The sequence below is a fragment of the Martelella limonii genome, assembly GCF_013344475.1.
In the GTDB taxonomy this organism is placed as follows: domain Bacteria; phylum Pseudomonadota; class Alphaproteobacteria; order Rhizobiales; family Rhizobiaceae; genus Martelella; species Martelella limonii.
Genome location: NZ_JABUOU010000003.1, coordinates 300,514 through 317,805, shown reverse-complemented (window position 1 = coordinate 317,805; position 17,292 = coordinate 300,514). Strand labels below are relative to the sequence as shown.

The 17,292-nt window shown below is 59.5% G+C and carries 15 protein-coding genes, 1 tRNA gene and 1 pseudogene; 6 read left to right on the top strand and 11 right to left on the bottom strand.

Annotated elements, in window-relative coordinates:
• Position 1: 1 nt before the first annotated feature.
• The 3 genes from HPQ62_RS21050 (at position 2) to HPQ62_RS09165 (ending at position 3,382) form a co-directional block, all read left to right on the top strand.
• Positions 2-331 carry a hypothetical protein gene (locus HPQ62_RS21050; protein WP_244629617.1) on the top strand — a complete coding sequence of 110 codons (330 nt, stop codon included), beginning with the start codon at positions 2-4 and terminating at the stop codon, positions 329-331.
• 608 nt (positions 332-939) lie between these two features.
• Positions 940-2,289: a type IV secretory system conjugative DNA transfer family protein gene (locus HPQ62_RS09170; protein ID WP_244629630.1), complete on the top strand. Its 1,350-nt coding sequence runs from the start codon at positions 940-942 to the stop codon at positions 2,287-2,289.
• Between the two features lie 130 nt (positions 2,290-2,419).
• The gene (locus tag HPQ62_RS09165) at positions 2,420-3,382 is read left to right on the top strand and encodes a COG3904 family protein (RefSeq protein WP_174802234.1); all 963 of its coding nucleotides are present in this window, start codon (positions 2,420-2,422) and stop codon (positions 3,380-3,382) included.
• A gap of 263 nt (positions 3,383-3,645) precedes the next feature.
• Here the strand turns inward: HPQ62_RS09165 and HPQ62_RS09160 are convergent, their stop codons facing one another.
• The 4 genes from HPQ62_RS09160 to HPQ62_RS09145 all read right to left on the bottom strand — a co-directional run bounded on the left by HPQ62_RS09160 (position 3,646) and on the right by HPQ62_RS09145 (position 7,369).
• Positions 3,646-4,875, bottom strand: a complete 1,230-nt coding sequence (locus HPQ62_RS09160; RefSeq protein ID WP_194246305.1) for a type II restriction endonuclease — start codon at positions 4,873-4,875, stop codon at positions 3,646-3,648.
• Positions 4,872-5,327 (bottom strand): very short patch repair endonuclease, encoded by a 456-nt coding sequence (locus HPQ62_RS09155; RefSeq protein WP_174802233.1) that lies wholly within the window; start codon positions 5,325-5,327, stop codon positions 4,872-4,874. Before HPQ62_RS09155 ends, HPQ62_RS09160 begins: the two co-directional genes overlap by 4 nt.
• On the bottom strand, positions 5,320-6,582 hold the full coding sequence (dcm, locus tag HPQ62_RS09150) for a DNA (cytosine-5-)-methyltransferase (RefSeq protein WP_342343692.1): 1,263 nt from the start codon (positions 6,580-6,582) through the stop codon (positions 5,320-5,322). Before dcm ends, HPQ62_RS09155 begins: the two co-directional genes overlap by 8 nt.
• Before the next feature lie 379 nt (positions 6,583-6,961).
• Entirely contained in the window at positions 6,962-7,369 is a 408-nt protein-coding gene (locus HPQ62_RS09145; RefSeq protein WP_174802232.1) for a helix-turn-helix domain-containing protein, read from the bottom strand.
• A gap of 121 nt (positions 7,370-7,490) precedes the next feature.
• Here HPQ62_RS09145 and HPQ62_RS09140 point away from each other — a divergent pair, with 121 nt between their 5' ends.
• Together HPQ62_RS09140 and HPQ62_RS21225 are read left to right on the top strand one after the other, a co-directional pair.
• Complete coding sequence (locus HPQ62_RS09140; RefSeq protein WP_174802231.1) at positions 7,491-7,760, top strand: DNA-binding protein; 270 nt, start codon at positions 7,491-7,493, stop codon at positions 7,758-7,760.
• Positions 7,711-8,694, top strand: a pseudogene (locus tag HPQ62_RS21225) (site-specific integrase); the annotation flags it as partial. The gene HPQ62_RS09140 and the pseudogene HPQ62_RS21225, both read left to right, overlap by 50 nt.
• Before the next feature lie 200 nt (positions 8,695-8,894).
• Here HPQ62_RS21225 and HPQ62_RS09130 read toward each other — a convergent pair.
• A tRNA-Ile gene (locus tag HPQ62_RS09130) sits at positions 8,895-8,970 on the bottom strand.
• Positions 8,971-9,121: 151 nt separating this feature from the next.
• Between HPQ62_RS09130 and HPQ62_RS09125 the strand changes: the two genes are divergently transcribed.
• Positions 9,122-9,850, top strand: coding sequence for an SIMPL domain-containing protein (locus HPQ62_RS09125; protein ID WP_174802230.1), 729 nt, complete (start codon positions 9,122-9,124; stop codon positions 9,848-9,850).
• Between the two features lie 240 nt (positions 9,851-10,090).
• Here HPQ62_RS09125 and cydX read toward each other — a convergent pair whose 3' ends face one another.
• The 6 genes from cydX to HPQ62_RS09095 form a co-directional block, all read right to left on the bottom strand.
• Positions 10,091-10,216 carry a cytochrome bd-I oxidase subunit CydX gene (gene cydX / locus HPQ62_RS09120; RefSeq protein ID WP_174802229.1) on the bottom strand — a complete coding sequence of 42 codons (126 nt, stop codon included), beginning with the start codon at positions 10,214-10,216 and terminating at the stop codon, positions 10,091-10,093.
• 104 nt (positions 10,217-10,320) lie between these two features.
• A complete protein-coding gene (gene cydB / locus HPQ62_RS09115) occupies positions 10,321-11,475 on the bottom strand; it encodes a cytochrome d ubiquinol oxidase subunit II (protein ID WP_174802228.1) in 1,155 nt (384 codons plus the stop codon).
• Positions 11,476-11,481: 6 nt separating this feature from the next.
• Positions 11,482-13,074 (bottom strand): cytochrome ubiquinol oxidase subunit I, encoded by a 1,593-nt coding sequence (locus HPQ62_RS09110; RefSeq protein ID WP_174802227.1) that lies wholly within the window; start codon positions 13,072-13,074, stop codon positions 11,482-11,484.
• Between the two features lie 87 nt (positions 13,075-13,161).
• Positions 13,162-14,862 carry a thiol reductant ABC exporter subunit CydC gene (gene cydC, locus HPQ62_RS09105; RefSeq protein WP_174802226.1) on the bottom strand — a complete coding sequence of 567 codons (1,701 nt, stop codon included), beginning with the start codon at positions 14,860-14,862 and terminating at the stop codon, positions 13,162-13,164.
• Positions 14,859-16,625 (bottom strand): thiol reductant ABC exporter subunit CydD, encoded by a 1,767-nt coding sequence (cydD, locus tag HPQ62_RS09100; protein ID WP_174802225.1) that lies wholly within the window; start codon positions 16,623-16,625, stop codon positions 14,859-14,861. The genes cydC and cydD overlap by 4 nt, the downstream gene beginning before the upstream one ends.
• Positions 16,625-17,200 (bottom strand): GbsR/MarR family transcriptional regulator, encoded by a 576-nt coding sequence (locus HPQ62_RS09095; protein ID WP_174802392.1) that lies wholly within the window; start codon positions 17,198-17,200, stop codon positions 16,625-16,627. Before HPQ62_RS09095 ends, cydD begins: the two co-directional genes overlap by 1 nt.
• Positions 17,201-17,292: the final 92 nt, after the last annotated feature.

Here is a 17,292-nt window from a genome sequence, read left to right as displayed (position 1 = left end):
GATGGACGAAGACAAGCTTTCTTCGGAGCGTCTGACGCCGATGGAGCGCGCGCTTCTGCACTACGTCGAACGATTGACGAGCGCCTTGGAGCAGTCAGCCAGTCAATTCGAAGTCTTGGAACAGCGTTCGACCGGTTTGATCGCGGAACGGCAAAGGCTGCTGAGCGATTGCATGATGTCGCTGATCGCCTCTCAGGCCAGCTTCATGACCGGCTTTCGCGCCTTCGCGAAGCGTTCGGGTGGCAGCGCTCTGATCCCGCCCGAGATGGAAGAGGCCTTTCGCCTGCTGGAAACAGCGGGCGAAGCCATGACGGCGATGCCCTCAAAATAGACCGGCCGAACCGATCCGTCCCCAGCGGCGGGCGCGGGCATTCCCGATGATGACCACGCTTTCTGTTTCCCCCTCACTCTCTGATTTCACACCGAGGCAATGCCATGAACCGGATGATACCGACCTACCGCGCAGTGCTTTCCTTATCGGCGCTTGTTCTGTCCCTGATAATCGCTCTGTTCGTCCCTGTGGTCTGGCCGTATATCGATTACAACAGCCAGATTGCGTTGGCGTTGATGGGCGTGGCGCTGGCTCTGAAGCTGCTCACAGGCGATTTTCAGGGACGCAGCCGCAGTGCGTCGGGCTTAGCTATTGGGGCTGCCCTCCTTACTGCGTCTGCACTGGCACTCGTCGCACCCGCAACGCTGGCACTCTCGGCTGGCCTTGTGTTTCAGGATTGGATGCGGGAAGGCTTTTCCTTCTTCGCAAGCCTTGGTGCAGCTGGCAGGGCCTTCACCGGCTTGTCAGAGTCGCAAAGGCTTGCGCTGATGACCAGTCTCGCCGTTGGCCTGCCGGTTCCCGTTATCGGTCTCGTGATCATTCTGGAAAAGGTCCTTCCCAAACCCAACAACCGCGTTCAGAAGAAGGGCCCATGGCGCGCGCAGTGGATGAGCCAGCAGGAAATCAACCAGCTTCGCCACAACGAAACGGGTCTGCCCTTGGGGCTGCACAAGGGCGCAATCCTCAGATATCGCCCCAATGCCAAGCAGGGCTGGCGTCAGGGCCATCATGCGGCCATCGCCGGGACCCGCGCCGGTAAGGGCGTCTCCGTGGTCATTCCGGCGATCATTGATCATGACGGGCCGGTTGCGGTCCTCGACATCAAAGGCGAAAACTTCGCCATCACCCGCCGCTATCGCCAGTCCCTCGGGCGGCGCGTGATCGTTCTCAACCCTTTCGGTGTGCATGAAGCCTCCACGGATTGCTTCAACCCGCTGGACTACATCCGCCCGGATCACCTTGTGCGCGACATCGATGTGATCGCCGAAGGTCTGGTACGGCCGGAACATGGCAACGGCTCACACTTTGCGGAAATGGCGAAGTCGATGATCGCCGGCATATTGGAGGCGATTGTCGAAAACGGCGAGGCCGACGAACGCAATTTGCCCTATGTCATCGATATGGTTTTCTCGGCAGACTTCGAAAAGTCGCTTTCGAGATGGGCTGAACATCCCGAATTGGTTGGCAAGCGTCCTGCGGCGGCTGCCGCAACGTTCCTGGCGGCCGGAGAAAACGAACGCGGCGCGATCCGCACAACCATCCTCAGAGCCTTCGAATGGGCGCGCTCGGATGAAATGCGCACTTTCCTGTCCGGCTCGAACTGCTCGCTTGATGATGTCTTTCACGGAGAGGCCGATTTGTTCCTCGTCGTTCCGCTCGATCAGATTGATGCCCAAGCCGTCTTCCTGCGTCTGATGACCAACATCATTCTCGGCACGGCGGTTCGCCTCGAAGGCTCCGACAGGCCGCAAAAGAACGTGCTGCTCGTACTCGATGAGTTTGTCAGGCTTGGCCGCATGGAAAAGCTGGTCAATATCGCCAATGTTGCCGCCGGTTGCGGCATTGAGGCGCTGTTCATTACGCAGGACAAGGGCCAGATCGAAAGCGTCTATGGCAGAGGCGACACGGCCAGCATCCTCGGCTCATGCGTCACCACGCGCATATTCGGCCTTGGTCGCGCTGAATACGAAACCGCGAGCTGGGCCGCCAATGCGCTTGGCGATCAGACTGTTTTGACCCGCAGCCGGCAGCCCGCCGTCAAGCTCGGCCAAAATCCGCGCATCACCACCAGCGAAAGCCGCCAAAAGCTCATGACGGCTGATCAGATATTGGAACTTAAGGCGGGCAAAATGCTGCTTCTGACGGGGTCAAAGGCCCCTGTGGTTATCGATGCAGTTGTTTCCCATGCCAGCCCGATCTATCAAGAAAAGCTGGGTCTTAATCCAATGGCAAGTTGATAAGCGCCTAAATTGACCCAGTGGCTTGGAGCGGCTGAACTAGATGTCGAGGTCAAAAGAGGTGGAGTCAGTGCTTCGAAGCAAGAGATCGGTTCAGCGGTTCATTTTCGCGTGTGTGGTAGGTTTCGCTTTGTCGACGGGTGTGGGCGCGGCCGAGGTCGAGTTTGCCGGGCAGGGCACTGTCCGTATCACTGGCACCATTACAGACGCGACCGAGGAAAGCTTCTATCGCCTGCTGGATCAGGAACGTATCCGAACAGTGGAACTCGACAGCGGCGGCGGGCAGGTCTACGCTGCTCTTGGCATCGCTGACCGAATCCATAAATTGGGAATCAACACTTGGGTCATGCCCGGTGCTAAATGCTACTCGGCTTGTTCTTTGATATTTCTTGCGGGTGAAATGAGGCTTGCCGATGGGCTTTTGGGCGTTCACCAAATTCGACCGGGCGAGCAGAACAACTCGCTAACCCAAGCCGTGGTCGCCGACATTTTTGCGGCGCTTTCATCTTACGGGACACCCGACGAACTCGTGGCCGTAATGCTGCGTACGCCGCCCGAGGAGATGTATGTTTTCACGCCGGAGGAAATCGATAGGCTTGGTGTTACCCGCCGCCAAGGCGAAGTTACCCTTTCACATCTGCAGGTGGTGGAAAGTACGCTTTATGATGACTGGCTCGTGGGTACCTTCCTGAACACTCACACTGCTCAACCCTTCTATGCATTGGAGAGTCGAGATCTTGATCCGGTTTTTCGCATCGTCCACTATCCGGGGAAAAATCAGACATTTGGCGAAATAATCTGGAGCAACCGAACTTTCTCACCGGGGAAAACCGACTTGCGGTTCGTGTTCGAACGTGACGCGAACGAGTTTGGTGCCGCCGGGACCTTTGAAATTTGGGTGCGTGCTGACTTGGAAGCGATAGGCTACAGTTGGGATTTTCCGGGCGATAAGGAAAGCGTTAGCTTCATGAATGGTTTCATCTATGGCCACCGTCTGAGGGTTGAGGATTTTGCGGGGCGAACCATAGCTCAGTTTGGTCTATCAGGGAGCTATAAGGCGACGGAGGAATTTATTGCACTGATGGCAAGGTAGAATGGCCCAGCTCCGCCGTCGATTGTAGAAATAATGGCTGGCAAGCGAAACCAAGCCAATTATTGTTAAGTCCGATATGCTGGGGGCGGTATCTCTGAATGAACTGAACAGCACCGGAATGCTTTTGAAACAAAAAGCTTCTGTTTCCTCCCCATTCCTTTCCAATTTGGTTCAAAGGTTTGGTGCCTATATCAGCCGAACCAGCCAACCCAATCTTGATCCTGATGCTTTCGGCTAAGAGCCACTTATTGATGGCAATTCGATCAAGAAATGTTTTGCTTCCGAAGCGCCAGCTCGAAGAAGTTTTTCATCGAGAGCAACCGGGCTTGCTGCGCAGGTCGATAAGTTGCATGCAACCTTTCAGGAAGAACAAGCCAAAGGTTTGCCTGCTGCATCTGGTCGGTCTGGTGCTCGGAGATTGCGGGCTCCAGAGTCAGCAGGTGCTTTTTCGGAATACGTTCGGCTTCGGTCAGTACCTGCCGCCATCGGTCTTTGAGAGTTGATTTTGCCCCCAACATAGTGAGTCTTTGCGATGGGAAGGCGGCATCGCGGTATTCGGCGATTCCGGGAAACAGAAAATCAGGTTTGTGCCGGTTCTCTGTCTCGGCCCCGCGCACGTACCGGATACCGTGAGCCTGAAACAACGCTTCCAAGTGATTTTCCAGTGACTGTCCGGCGCGCGCCTTGCGCCGGTTCTGGACACTGAGCGAAAACGCCAGAAATCCGTCAACATCCGCCTCGCTTCCCGCCATGAAACCATTCACCAGACGATCGGACACAATATGGCGCTCCAGACGCCGGAAAAGCAGTTCCTCACGCTCCAGCCACGCCATCAACACGCTGTCAGGGCTATCGTGTCCGGCAGTCACATCCGGCAGGGAGGTTCGTGCCAGCGCGGAGAATTCCCGCGTGGTCGGAAATTTCATGCCAAAGCGTTCGATCAGAGCATCAAGGGCATCGGCTTCAGGCTCTTCAGGCTCGATACCGAGTTCATCCAGGATGTATCTGACTGTGAAGTCCAGCTCGGCATCCTGATTGCCCGATATTTCCTGTACCTCGAAATGCAGGTCGGGCTGAGATTCCATTCCGAACAGCCATAGCAGCTGGTTCTGCACGGTACTCCCGGACGGTGTAATTATCACCATCGCCGTGCCATCGCGGCGGGTAGCCAGAAAGAAGGTATCCCCGGCCTCCATAAGCGCGGTGACCTCGTTGCCGGGGTAATACAACCGATATTCCGTTCGCGTTGGATGCTGGCGTCGCGCGTCGTACCAGCTGATAATGCCTTCGGCCGATACGCCTTCCTGTTCGCCGCCGAGCCATACAAAACGTGTTGGTATTCCTCTCCGGTCATCTTCACCGAAAATCCGGCGCAAAGCCTTTGTCGCGTTGAACTCGTGCTGGTTCGAGCTGTCCGGAGAGGTCTCGACCGCACTGAGCCGCTTCACCGCAGCTCCCTCGAAGTAGTCTGACAGATAACCCTTGCCGATCATGCCGCCCCCCGTAATTCAATCGCGCTCCCGTCCGAGCGAAGCCAGTCAGCCAGTTGCCCCGCAACCGCTGCGAATTCCAGCTTTTCCCGACCCTTCAGCGCACATTCCCATACTGTTCCCACGCGCCAGCCCGCCGTTTGCAACTGTTCGGTCGCGGCGCAATCGCGCACGACATTCCCCTCGATCTTGGATTTCCAGAATTCCGGGCGGGTTGAGGGCAGACGGAACAGGTGGCAGTCATGTCCGTGCCAGAAGCAACCGTGAATGAACAAAACGGCCCGGTATTTCGGAAACACCATATCGGGCTTGCCCGGCAGCCGCCGGTCATGCAGACGATAGCGGAACCCTGCCGCGTGCAGGGCCTTGCGGATTACGATTTCCGGTTTGGTGTCCTTGCCCCTGATGCCGGACATCATCCGGCTTCTGACCTCGGGCGAAACAGTATCAACCATGCGCGGCAGCGACTTCCGGCTCTTGCGGTGTTGAAGCTGAAAGCGGAATGACGTCACCACCCTGCGCGCGGGGTAACCATGGCTCCATGGCCTGCGCCACGGCCTCGACAACCGGCACGACAACGGCGTTGCCGAACTGTTTGTAGGCCTGTGTATCCGATACCGGTATGTCCCATACCCGGTTGCCGCGTTCAAATCCCATCAGCCGGGCGCATTCCTTCGGCGTCAGCCTGCGGGGGCGCTTGCTGGGGCCCTGGTCAACGAGGATTTCGGAGCCGTCCTTGTAATAACGGGCGGACAGGGTGCGCGCGACATCGTTCGGCCCGCACAGACCATAACCGAACCCGTTGCCCTTGGATTCATGTTTCTTGCGATAGTCCTGCAGATACTGCCAGAGCTTCGGTGTCAGCGTGTATTTTTCGTCGACCCTTGGCAACAGCACCGATCCCAGCACCGGTGCAGGCCCCTCGGGGATGACGACATCATCAAACGAAAAGCCGACGCCATGGTCCAGAAAACCGGCAATAAAGATGCGCTCGCGTCCCTGGGGCACCCAGGGACGGGCACTCATGACCCGTGTTTCAACCTTGTAGCCGAGCTCGTTTTCCAGCACGTTCATGATGGTCCGGAACGTGTTGCCACCGTCATGGCTGCGCAGGTTTTTCACATTTTCCAGCAAAAAGGCCTTCGGCCGGTGAAACTTGATAATCTGGGCGACATCGAAAAACAGGGTGCCTTGCGTCGCATCCAGAAAACCGTGCGGACGCCCCAGCGAGTTCTTTTTCGAGACGCCCGCGATCGAGAAAGGCTGGCAGGGAAATCCCGCCAGCAACACGTCATGCGCCGGTATGCCCGCCAGTGCGCCGACATCTTTCGTGTATTCCCGGATATCTCCGGCAAACACATGCTCGGGATCTTCCGGAAAGTTCTTGCGATAGGTTTGCTGGGCGTACTTGTCCCATTCGCTGGTGAACACGCACTTGCCCCCGAGCTTCTCGAAGCCGATCCGCAGTCCACCGATGCCGGCGAACAGGTCAACAAAGCGGAACCCGGCTGACGGCTGCTCCCGCTGGTGACTGCGCGCCATCAGTTCAAGGATTTCGAGGGCGAGGGGCGAGGGGGAAGAGTCACCGCTTTCATAGCGATAGGCTGTACGACCGGAAACGCGGACAACACGCGCGGCTTCCTCCAGCGTCAGCCCGGCCTGTTCCCGAAGCCTTGTGAATTCCGTTTTTCCGGTCAGCTCACGTGTCACGAATCGCGCCTTTCTGTGTTATTTTTTGACAGACTGGCACATTTTGACTCGGATGAATAGTCGTTCGTTCGCTTTTTGTTCCTCCCGCCGCCCCTTTTTCAGTGAACTAATTCATGTACGGTGTAGCTATCTTCGGACATCGATATCTGAATTACGCATTAGCAATCTATTGACGTGCTCGGCAATTGCGAGAGAGGCGCAAGACGCTGCCAAAACACATAAAAGTATTGTGGTCGCAATATGCGAGTTGCTTGTTTTATCCCAATTCCAAACTATCAATCCAGAACCGGTCGCCACTATCGAAAGGATACTTCCGAGACGGATAATTCTCACTGAGGTGGCTAGCTCTTGGGTAAGGCTGTCTAAAGTCATTAGAAGCTCACTTTCTCGTTCTGTAAAACTCTTCTGCTTCAACGCTAGGGTCTGTGTTTTTCTCAATAGTCTGCTTCATGATGTAGCGTGCACATCGAGCCAGATCCTCTTTATCCTCATCTTTGAGGTCAATGTGGGCATATTTCAGCACTGCTTGCACTAGGTTCTCGACCATATTTAAGTTTTGTTCACTGGCTCCCTCGGGCTTTCCAATCAGAAGCCATGACAAGCTTACGTCGAACAATTCACAGAAATGCACTGCGACTAATGACGGGATTTCCCTCTTTTCTAGCTCATAGAATTTGTAAGTTTTATCCGAGATTCGGAGCTTGGCGGCTACTATGGCTTGGGTAAGCCCATGTTTTTTCCTGACCTCTAAGAGTCTAAATCCGATTCCAGATAATTCCGTTGACATTTCTCCCTTTCTGGTAACAATAGTTACCGAACGGTACCAATAGGTAATATATAATATCGATTCGTAAGGCAAAAATCAAAGCCCAGCACAAGACGGACCATTTCTGGAAAGGGGTAAGAAAGTGAGCGACCAAAATCGAGATCCCGATATTGAATGGCTCGAGAAACGAGCATTGCGTCGCACGAAAGCCGCGGCAAGATTTGATATTGCGCCTAGTACATTTGACAATTGGGTGCGACTGGGCTGGATGCCAAAGGGTCTTAAAGTCGGCAGTGTCCGCCGCTGGGATAAGGCTAAGCTCGATGAGAGCTGGTGCAAATTACTAGAGCGTCTCGGGGAAGATGAGGAAGGGGACGATGGTGAAAATCCGTTCGACAGCAAAATCGGATAGGTGCCGGGTGCCATTCAAATATTGCACGCGCGATGTCGACCGCCATGGCAACGAACGATTCTATGTTCGGTTGCCTGAAAAGCCGAAATACAGGATGACCTCACCCTATCTGGATGAAAATGGAAGCGTGACGCAGGCGTTCGTCGAAGAGTACCATCGCGTTTTGACTGGAAAGGTGGTTACGCTCGTTAAGCCATCGCCTCGTATTATTCCGGGTTCGGTACGCTGGTTAATCGAAGAATATTATCGTTCAAAGGAGTTCATGCTTCTTGCAGCGTCAACTCGATCGGACAAGAAAAGCGTTCTTAATCGGTACTGCAACAACATTGGTGATCTGCCTTTCAAGAAGATTCGCAGATCCGACATTGAAGCAAGCCAGATGAAGCGGCGTGAAACGCCGGGAGCTGCCGATAAGTTGGTGAAGTACCTGAAAACGCTGTTCGAGTGGGCAATTCATACAGAGCGCGCCACATTCAACCCAGCGAAAGGTGTAAAGAAAATCAACAAATCGAAGGGCTTCCATAGCTGGTCGGAGGGAGAGATTGCTATGTTTCGGGCGAACTATCCTTTCGGAACCACGGCGCGACTCGCATTCGAATTGTTGCTGAACCTTGGGGTGCGTCGTTCTGACGCCGTAAAGCTTGGCCCTGCCAACGTTATCGATGGCCGAATTGAATTTTTCCCGCAGAAAGGCGAAGCGGAGCTTGTCAGCCTGCCGATTACAGCTGAACTGAGAAAAGCGCTGGAATGGCTTCCTTGCAAAACAGAAACCTATTTGGTCACCGAACATGGCAAGGCGTTCTCGTCGAACGGCTTTGGCAACAAGATGAGACAATGGTGCGATGACATCGGCCTGAAACAATGCTCATCACACGGTCTGCGGAAAGCCTCCGCAACAATCTTGGCAGAAGCGGGTGCGACAGAAAAGCAGCTTATGGCGATCTTTGGGTGGTCCGACTCCAAGATGGCGCACCACTATTCAAAAGCGGCCGAGAAGAAGCGCCTCGCGGATGCCGGTTTCGAACTCCTTCAGAGCTATTGGGATAGCAAAAATGTCCCACTCTCGACCTCCGAAAATTCCAGTGAGGCAAAACGAGGAAAAAATGCAAGAAAATCAACGTCAAAATTCAGGGGTGGTGGGCCTGGAGGGACTCGAACCCCCAACCAAGCGGTTATGAGCCGCCGGCTCTAACCATTGAGCTACAGGCCCACAGAAAGGCAGATGCCGTTGCCGCGCGGGCAATGGTTCCGCGCGCGGTTCTTCCGACTACTCCAAAATACCGGGCATCGCAAGCGCCTGCCGTATTGGCTTCACATTTGTTGGCCATGACATCACGAGGTTCATTCAAGGAGGGATTCCCATGGCCAAACTACCTGTTCGCATTGCCGCCGCCGGGCTGCTTTTTGCCTTGCCGCTTGCCGGGTCTGCGGCGCTTGCCGACGGCCCGAGGATGCCGGCCGTGATCAGCGTGACCGCCGATGGCGATGCAACGCTGGTCCCTGACATGGCGACCGTGTCGCTGTCCGTGGTCAGCCAGGCCGATGACACGGCGACCGCGCTTTCGGACAATTCGACTGCGATGCAGAAGGTGATCGACGCGCTCAAAGCCGATGGCATCGAGGACAAGGACATCCAGACCAGCAATTTCTCCGTCAGCCCGCGCTACGAGCAGGTCACGGCCTCCGATGGTTCGATGACCACCGAGATCGTCGGCTACGAGGTCCAGAACGGGCTCGATGTCCGGGTGCGCGATCTTTCCAAGCTCTCGGGCGTGCTCGATGAAGCCGTCAAGCTCGGCGTCAATTCCGGCGGCGGCATCGCATTTTCGAACAGCGATCCGACGGCGGCAGAAGATGAAGCCCGGCGCGAGGCTGTCGCCAACGCGCTTGCCAAGGCAGAAACGCTTGCAGAAGCGGCCGGCGTCACGCTCGGCAAGGTCGTCTCGATTTCCGAACAGGGCTCGATGCCGCGTCCGATGATGATGCGCGGCGACATGATGATGGCGAAGGCCGAAAGCGCTCCGCCGATCGCGGCTGGCGAAAATACCTACAGCATCACCGTCAACATCTCGCTCGAGATCGATCAATAGGTCTGCAGCGCCCGGGCAACAGGCGTGATCCTGTTCCGACACGTTGGCATATGGGCCGGATGCCGGGATCGGATCGAAAGCAAGCGGGGCCGCATCTTCATGGATGCGGCCCCGCTTCCGTTTTGCCGGTTCGTTGCGGGGAGAAGGCGGACTGTTGGCCGGGACCGGTGACGCCTGCGGCGGAGCGCTGCCCAAACGCAAGACGGCCCGCACATGGCGGGCCGTCGTTCGAGACGCGGTTCAGAGGCCGCGTGCCCTTTCCTCGCGCTCCTTCGCGCGGTCATCCATCAACTCGTACCACATCGCGTTCAGCACCGCGAACAGCGCTGCAAGCGGCAGGCCGAGGATCCAGGCGAAATACCACATGGTTCAATTCCTTTCGTCAGAACATTGCGCGGCCCGGCATCCTGCCTGTGTCCGCGCAATGCGGCTTGAGAGCGTGGCGGGCCGCCAAGGCCCGCCGGTTTTTCTCAGTAGGCGTGCTTGTCCTTGCTGGTCACGTCGGCGTCGGTCACCTTGCCCCACATGATGTGGTAGACCCACGAGGTGTAGACGAGGATCAGCGGCACGAAGATCAGCGCAACGACCAGCATGATGAACAGCGTCAGATGGCTCGAAGAGGCATCCCAGGCCGTCAGGCTTGCTGCCGGCTGCTCCGAAGAGGGCAGCAGGAACGGGAACATCGAAACGCCGGGCGTTGCGACGATGCCGAAGACCGACAGGCCCGACGAGATGATCGCCAGTCCGCCACGGCCTGCGCGCAGGCCGATGAAGGCGCCGAGCGCACCGAGGAAGCCCAGCGCAGGCGCCAGCATCATCCACGGATATTTCCCGTAATTGACGAACCATGCGCCCTGGCTGCGTGCCACGTCGTTCATCAGCGGGTTCGAGGGACCGCCCGCATCGACAGCGCCGGTGAAGGCGTAACCATCAATGCCGTAATAGAGCCAGACGCCGGCCAGCGCGAACAGCACGATGAGCGCAATCGCCGCGATCGAACCGAAGTTGCGGGCCCGTTCCTGGACAGGACCGGCCGTCTTCGTGGTCAGGTACGAGGCGCCGTGCATCACCAGCATGGCAACGCTCACGAGGCCCGCAACCAGCGCGAAGGGGTTCAGGAGGCCGAAGAACGAACCGTCGTAGAAGATCCTCAGATCATTATCGAGACGGAAGGGAACGCCCTGCAGCACATTGCCAAGCGCAACGCCGAAGATCAGGGTCGGTACGAAGCCGCCGATGAACAGCAGCCAGTCCCAGGTGTTGCGCCACCTGGCACTCTCGCGCTTGGAGCGATACTTGAAGCCGACCGGGCGCAGGATGAGCGCGAACAAGATCGCGAACATCGCCAGATAGAAGCCCGAGAACGAAACGGCGTAGATGGCCGGCCACGCCGCGAAGATCGCGCCGCCGCCGAGGATGAGCCAAACCTGGTTGCCTTCCCAGACCGGGCCGACCGTGTTGATGACGACGCGGCGTTCGGTGTCGTTCTTGGCGACAAAGGGAAGCAGGGTGGCGGTTCCGAGGTCGAAGCCGTCGGTCACGGCGAAGCCGATCAGCAGGACGCCGAGCAGCAGCCACCAGATGACGCGGAGGACTTCGTAGGAGAGAAGATCGTGTAATACCATTGTTCCTTACTCCGCAGGTGCCATGGTGCCCTGGACGCGGCGGATGCCGAGGACCGGCATGTCCGGTCCGTTGTCCGGCTGCGGTCCCTTGCGGATCGCGGCAAGCATCAGGCCCATTTCGATGATGAACAGCACGGTGTAGAGGGCGACGAAGCCCGTGATCGTGAGCAGCAGCGTGCCTGCACCGAGGCTGGATACGGCAAGCGCCGTCGGCAGAATGCCCTCGATGATCCAGGGCTGGCGACCGATCTCGGCGACGATCCAGCCGCATTCGGCGGCAATCCACGGCAGCGGAATGATCCAGACTGCGACGTGAAGGAGCCAGCGGTGCTTGTCGAGACGGCGACGGGTCGACAGGTAGAAGAACGTCGCCATGACCGCGATGAACAGGAAGCCTGCTCCGACCATGATGCGGAACGACCAGAACAGGGTGCCGACCGGAGGAACGAGGCTGTTTGCGGCCTGTTCGATCTGGGCGGGCGTTGCCTTTGCCGGATCATCCACGAACGGCTTCAGGAGATAGGCGTAACCGAGGTCGTTGCCATATTCCTCCATCAACGCCTGGTCGGCCGGGTCCGGCGTGCCGGTGCCCATGTTTGCGCGCATGTTCTGCAACGCGCCATAGGCCTGGATACCGTTTTCGATCTTGGTCTTGCCGCTTTCGACCAGCTCGTTGATGCCCTCGATCGGGGTATCGAGCGAGCGGGTGCCGATCAGGCCCATGACCCACGGAATGCGCACCGCATAATGGGTTTCGCGATCCTTGGAGTCGGGAATGCCGAACAGGGTGAACGAGGCTGGCGCCGGTTCCGTGTCCCACATCGATTCGATCGCGGCGAGCTTCATCTTCTGGTGTTCGGTGGTCAGATAGCCGCTTTCGTCGCCCAGCACGACCACCGAAAGGGCAGCGGCAAGACCGAACGAACAGGCGACCGTCATCGAACGGCGGGCAAGCTCCACATGGCGGCCCTTCAGCGCGTACCATGCGCCGACGCCGAGCACGAAGACCGAAGCCGTGACATAACCCGCCGATACCGTGTGGACGAACTTGGCCTGGGCCACGGGGTTGGTCAGAACCGCAAAGAAGTCGGTGACTTCCATGCGCATCGTGACCGGGTTGAAGGCCGAACCCACCGGGTTCTGCATCCAGCCGTTTGCGATCAGGATCCACAGCGCCGAAAGGTTCGAGCCGATGGCGACGCACCAGGTGACCACCAGGTGGGCTACCCGCGACATGCGGTCCCAGCCGAAGAAGAACAGGCCGACGAAGGTTGCTTCGAGGAAGAAGGCCATCAGGCCCTCGATCGCCAGCGGCGCGCCGAAAATGTCACCGACATAGTGGCTGTAATAGCTCCAGTTCATGCCGAACTGGAATTCCATTACGATACCGGTGGAGACGCCGATGGCAAAGTTGATGCCGAACAGCGTTCCCCAGAATTTTGTCATTTGCCGCCATATCTTGCGGCCGGTCATGACGTAGGTCGTTTCCATGATCGCGACGATCATGGAAAGGCCCAGCGTCAACGGCACAAACAGAAAGTGATATAGCGCCGTCATAGCGAATTGCAGGCGCGATAGCGCCACGATGTCCAGTTCCATTGCGTCTCTCCCGCGTTCAAACCGGGTCTCTGTTTCATCGATCCTGCCGCGTCACCGGCAGTCCGCATTTTTATTGGAGGCCGGGTTTCAGTCCGGTCTCAGTGCAGCGAGCGTTTCGGCAAAGCCCTGCTCGCCTCTTCTGTAGACGGAAACGATCCGTCCCGAATTGATCATGATCAGTCGGTCGGCAATTTCTGCCTCGCGACGGATATGCGTTGCGATCAGCAAACTACGGTCTTTTCCGGCGCGCGCCTTGATCTTTGTCATGACGTCGCGTGCCGTTTTGCCGTCGAGCCCTTCGCTTGGCTCATCCAGCAGCCAGAGCGGCGTATCGCGCAGCACCAGGCGGGCAAGCGCCAGCCTGCGGGCCTGGCCGCCGGACAGACCGAGGCCCTGTTCGCCAAGCTCGGTATCGAGCCCATGGGGGAGGCCGCGCACCGTTTCGCCAAGGCCTGCCGCATCGAGCGCTGCCATCAGCGTCTCGTCGCTGGCTGCGGGCCTTGCAAGTTTCAGATTGGCGCGCAGCGTGTCGTGGAAAAGCTCGGTGCGCTGGGTGAGAAGCGTTGCGGGCAGGGCGGCGACCTTGCCGTCATCGGCGGTCACCTCGCCGGCGATCAGCGCCATGATCGAGGATTTGCCGGTACCGCTCGGGCCGATCAGGGCCACCGTCTCGCCGGCGGCGATCTGCAGCGAAAGGTCTGAAAGCGCCGGCGCGCTGCGGCCCTGGTAGCGAAGGGTGACCTTGTCGAAGATCACCGCAGTGCCGCTCTCGGGGACGGGGGGCAGCGCCCGGGCGCTGTCCTCATCACACAGACGCGGGCCGAGCCTGCGGGCGGCGAGAAGCGTGCGACCGAGCTCCATCGCCCCGCGCCTGAGGGCTGCAAAGGGTTCAAGCGCTGCAAAGGCGATCAGAAGGGCGAGTGCCGCAAGTGGCGCGGTGATCGCGCCCCCTTCCGCAAGGCCTGCGCCTGCAAGGAGGACGCCCGCAAGGATCAGCGCGGTTACCACGTCGAAGCCGAAGCCGGTATTGCTGTCGATCCGGTTGAGCGCCAGATCGGCCTCATATTCCTTGCTGTCGGCGGCCTGCACCTTGTCGCGCTGGGCGGAAAGCCGTCCGGCAAGCGCCAGCTCGCTCTGGCCGGCGATCATGTCGACGGTGCGGGCGCGCAGTGCCTCCTGCGCATGGGCGCGGCGGCGGGCGGGTTTTTCGGCGGCGCGCGCGGCCAGCGCCGGTGCGGCGAGGCCAGGTATGACGATGGCGGCGCCGACGGCAACCGCAAGCGGCAGTGAGAGTGTGCCAAGCACCGCGATCGCCGCAAGGCCCGCAACGACGGCGACCGCGCCCGGCACCAGAACCCGCAGGTAAAGCGAATCGAGCGCATCGACATCTGCGGTCAGGCGGAACAGCAGCCGGGCAGGGCGAAGTGCGAGCGCGCGGGCCGCACCCGGCGCGGCAAAGCCCCGGAACAGGCTGACCCGAAGGCCGGCAAGCACGCGAAGCGTGGCATCATGGGTCTGTAGCCGTTCGAAATAGCGGCCGGCCGTGCGTGACAATGCCAGAAAACGAATGGCTGCAGAGGGCGCGAACACATCGAAGACAAGGGCGGTCGACATCGAAAGCCCGGCAATGGCGGTGGCCGTCACGAACCAGCCGGAAACGCCGAGAAGCGCGATACCGGCCAGAACGGTGAAGGCGGAAAGGGCGGCACCCGCGACAAGACCCCAGCGCCGTTCGCGCCAGAACAGGCGAAGGATAGGCCGAAGGGCTGCAAGACCTCTGGTTTTCATGCCGTGTTCTCCCGGAAATCGTCTGCGATGCGGATCACCCGGTCCATCCGTCCGGCCAGCACCGGATCATGGGTTGCCACGATCAGCGTCCGCCCGTGGGCAAGCGCCAGCAGGGCCCCGGTGATATCGGCAGCGGTCTGGTGGTCGAGGTGGGCGGTCGGCTCGTCGGCCAGAATGAGGCCGGCGTTTTGCGAGGCGGCGGCGCGTGCAAGCGTGAGGCGCAGGCCTTCTCCGCCGGAAAGGCCGGCGCCGTTTTCGCCGATCATGGCATTGCCGTGCGCTTCGGCAACGCCATCGAGTGCGGCGAGCCGGAGCGCCCGGGCAATGGCGTCGCGGCCGATGCCGTCGCGGGTGAGGCGGATATTGCTGGCAATCGAGCCCGCAAAGAGGTGCGGGTTCTGCCCGATCCAGGCGATTCGGCTGCGCAGCCTGTCGGCGGTGTCGTGGTCAAGCCGGACGCCATCGATCGTGATGGCACCCCGGCGCGGCTCGGCGAGGCCGGCAATCAGCGCGAGAAGGGTGGACTTGCCGCTGCCCGAGGGCCCCAGCAGCGCCACATGTTCGCCCGGAGCGACGGAGAGGTCGAAGCCCTCGAAAACCGGGTCCCTGGAGCCCTGATGGACAAAGGAAAGATCGGCAAGCGTGACGCCCGCCGGGCGGGCTGCCGTCTCGGGCGTTTCAACGGGGCGGTCGCCGCCGGTCATCACCAGGCCATCCTCGGCGAGGCCGTCGAGCGCTAAAAGGGCTGCCTCGCCTGCCGCACGGTCATGCCAGACCGATGACAGCATGCGCAGCGGATCGAAGAAGGCGGGAGCCAGAAGCAGGATGAACAGGCCTTCCGACAGCGTCAGCTTGCCGCCCCAGGCGCCGAAGCTGATCTGGCCGAGAAGATGAAAGCCGATATAGGCTGCCGCCATCGCCACGCCGAGCGCGGAAAACAGCTCCAGCACCGCCGAGGTCAGAAACGCGATCTTGAGCACGGCCATCGTCCGTTTGCGAAGGTTTTCGGCCCGGTAGCTGAGGCGTTTGGCAACCTGTTCGACGGCGTCGAAGGAGCGGATGGTCTGCAGGCCGCGCAGGCGATCGAGCAGGAAGGCGTTGAGCGTGCCCATGTCGGAAAGGTGCTTTTCGCTTGCCGATTGGGCGCTCCAGCCGATCAGCGCCATGAAGATCGGGATCAGGGGCGCTGCGATCAGCAGCACCAGCCCCGCAATCCAGGAAAAGGGAAAGACCACGGCAAGAATGGCGAGCGGCACCACGCTTGCCTTGAAGCGCGCGGTCTGGAACCGGGCGAGATAGGGCACGATGTGCTCCGACTGCTCGGCAAGAATGCTGGCCGCCTCGCCAGAGGCTGCGCGGGTGGTATCGAGCGGCGAGCGCTTCGCAAGCGCTTTGATCGCATCGGCGCGCCTGGCCGAAAGGATGCTGCGCGCCTCGCGGTAGGCGATCCGGTTGCCCGTGCGCTCCAGGACGGCCTTCACAAGGCCGAGCGCGAGCACGGCTGCGGCAAGGGGAAGGATTGCGGCCATGCCCTCACCGTTGGCGATCCGGCCGATGCCCCAGGCAAGGCAGGCGGCCTGCGGCAGCCACATCAGCTCGGCAAGCGTTGAAAGCCAGGCGGCGCGCTTCAGCGCGCGGGTTTTGGGCGCACGCGACGCCGGGCGCCGGCTCTTTCCGGCTCCGGCAGGCGGCAAGGCCGGACGGCTTTCTGCCACGGCGATGCCGCCATCCTCGCGTTCCGTTGTTTCGACCACCGCATCCATCAGGTGTCCCTGCTCTTGTTCTCGCGCTTCCGGCCGAAGCCTGGAAGCCTGTCCGCCGTTTCCAGCAGTTTCGTCACGGTCGAGCCCATGCTCAAAAGCATCAGCAGGCGCTCGGTTTCCATCACCTTCACGTCGTCGTACCAGTCCGAGAGCTTTTCGATCAGCTGGTGCATTTCGCCCATCCGGGCCTGCGCATAGCGCTCGTCCTCGCTTTCGGGTTCGCGCATCAGCACCTCGCGCAGAAGGCTGAGCGTGGGATCGATCTCGCGTTTCTTCCGTTCTTCCGCGAGCGTGCGCAAAATTGCCCAGACATCGTCGGGCGTGGTGAAATAGTCGCGCCGGTCTCCCGCCTTATGGCGCAGCAGCACCAGCCCCCAGCCCTGCAGCTCCTTCAGGCTCATGGCGACATTGGAGCGCGACATCTTCAGCGCCTCCACCATGTCGTCGGCGCAAAGCGGCTCGCGGGTGGCATAGAGCAGGGCGTAAATCTGCCCGACGGACCGGTTGATGCCCCAGCGGCTGCCCATCTCACCGAAATGGGCGACAAAATCCTGCACGATCGGCGTCATTTCCATCGACATATGTTCTCATCTGAATTTTCAGAAACTTCTGAAAATTGTGTACATCGAATTCTGACAATCTTCAAGTCGCCGATTGATGAACCGGG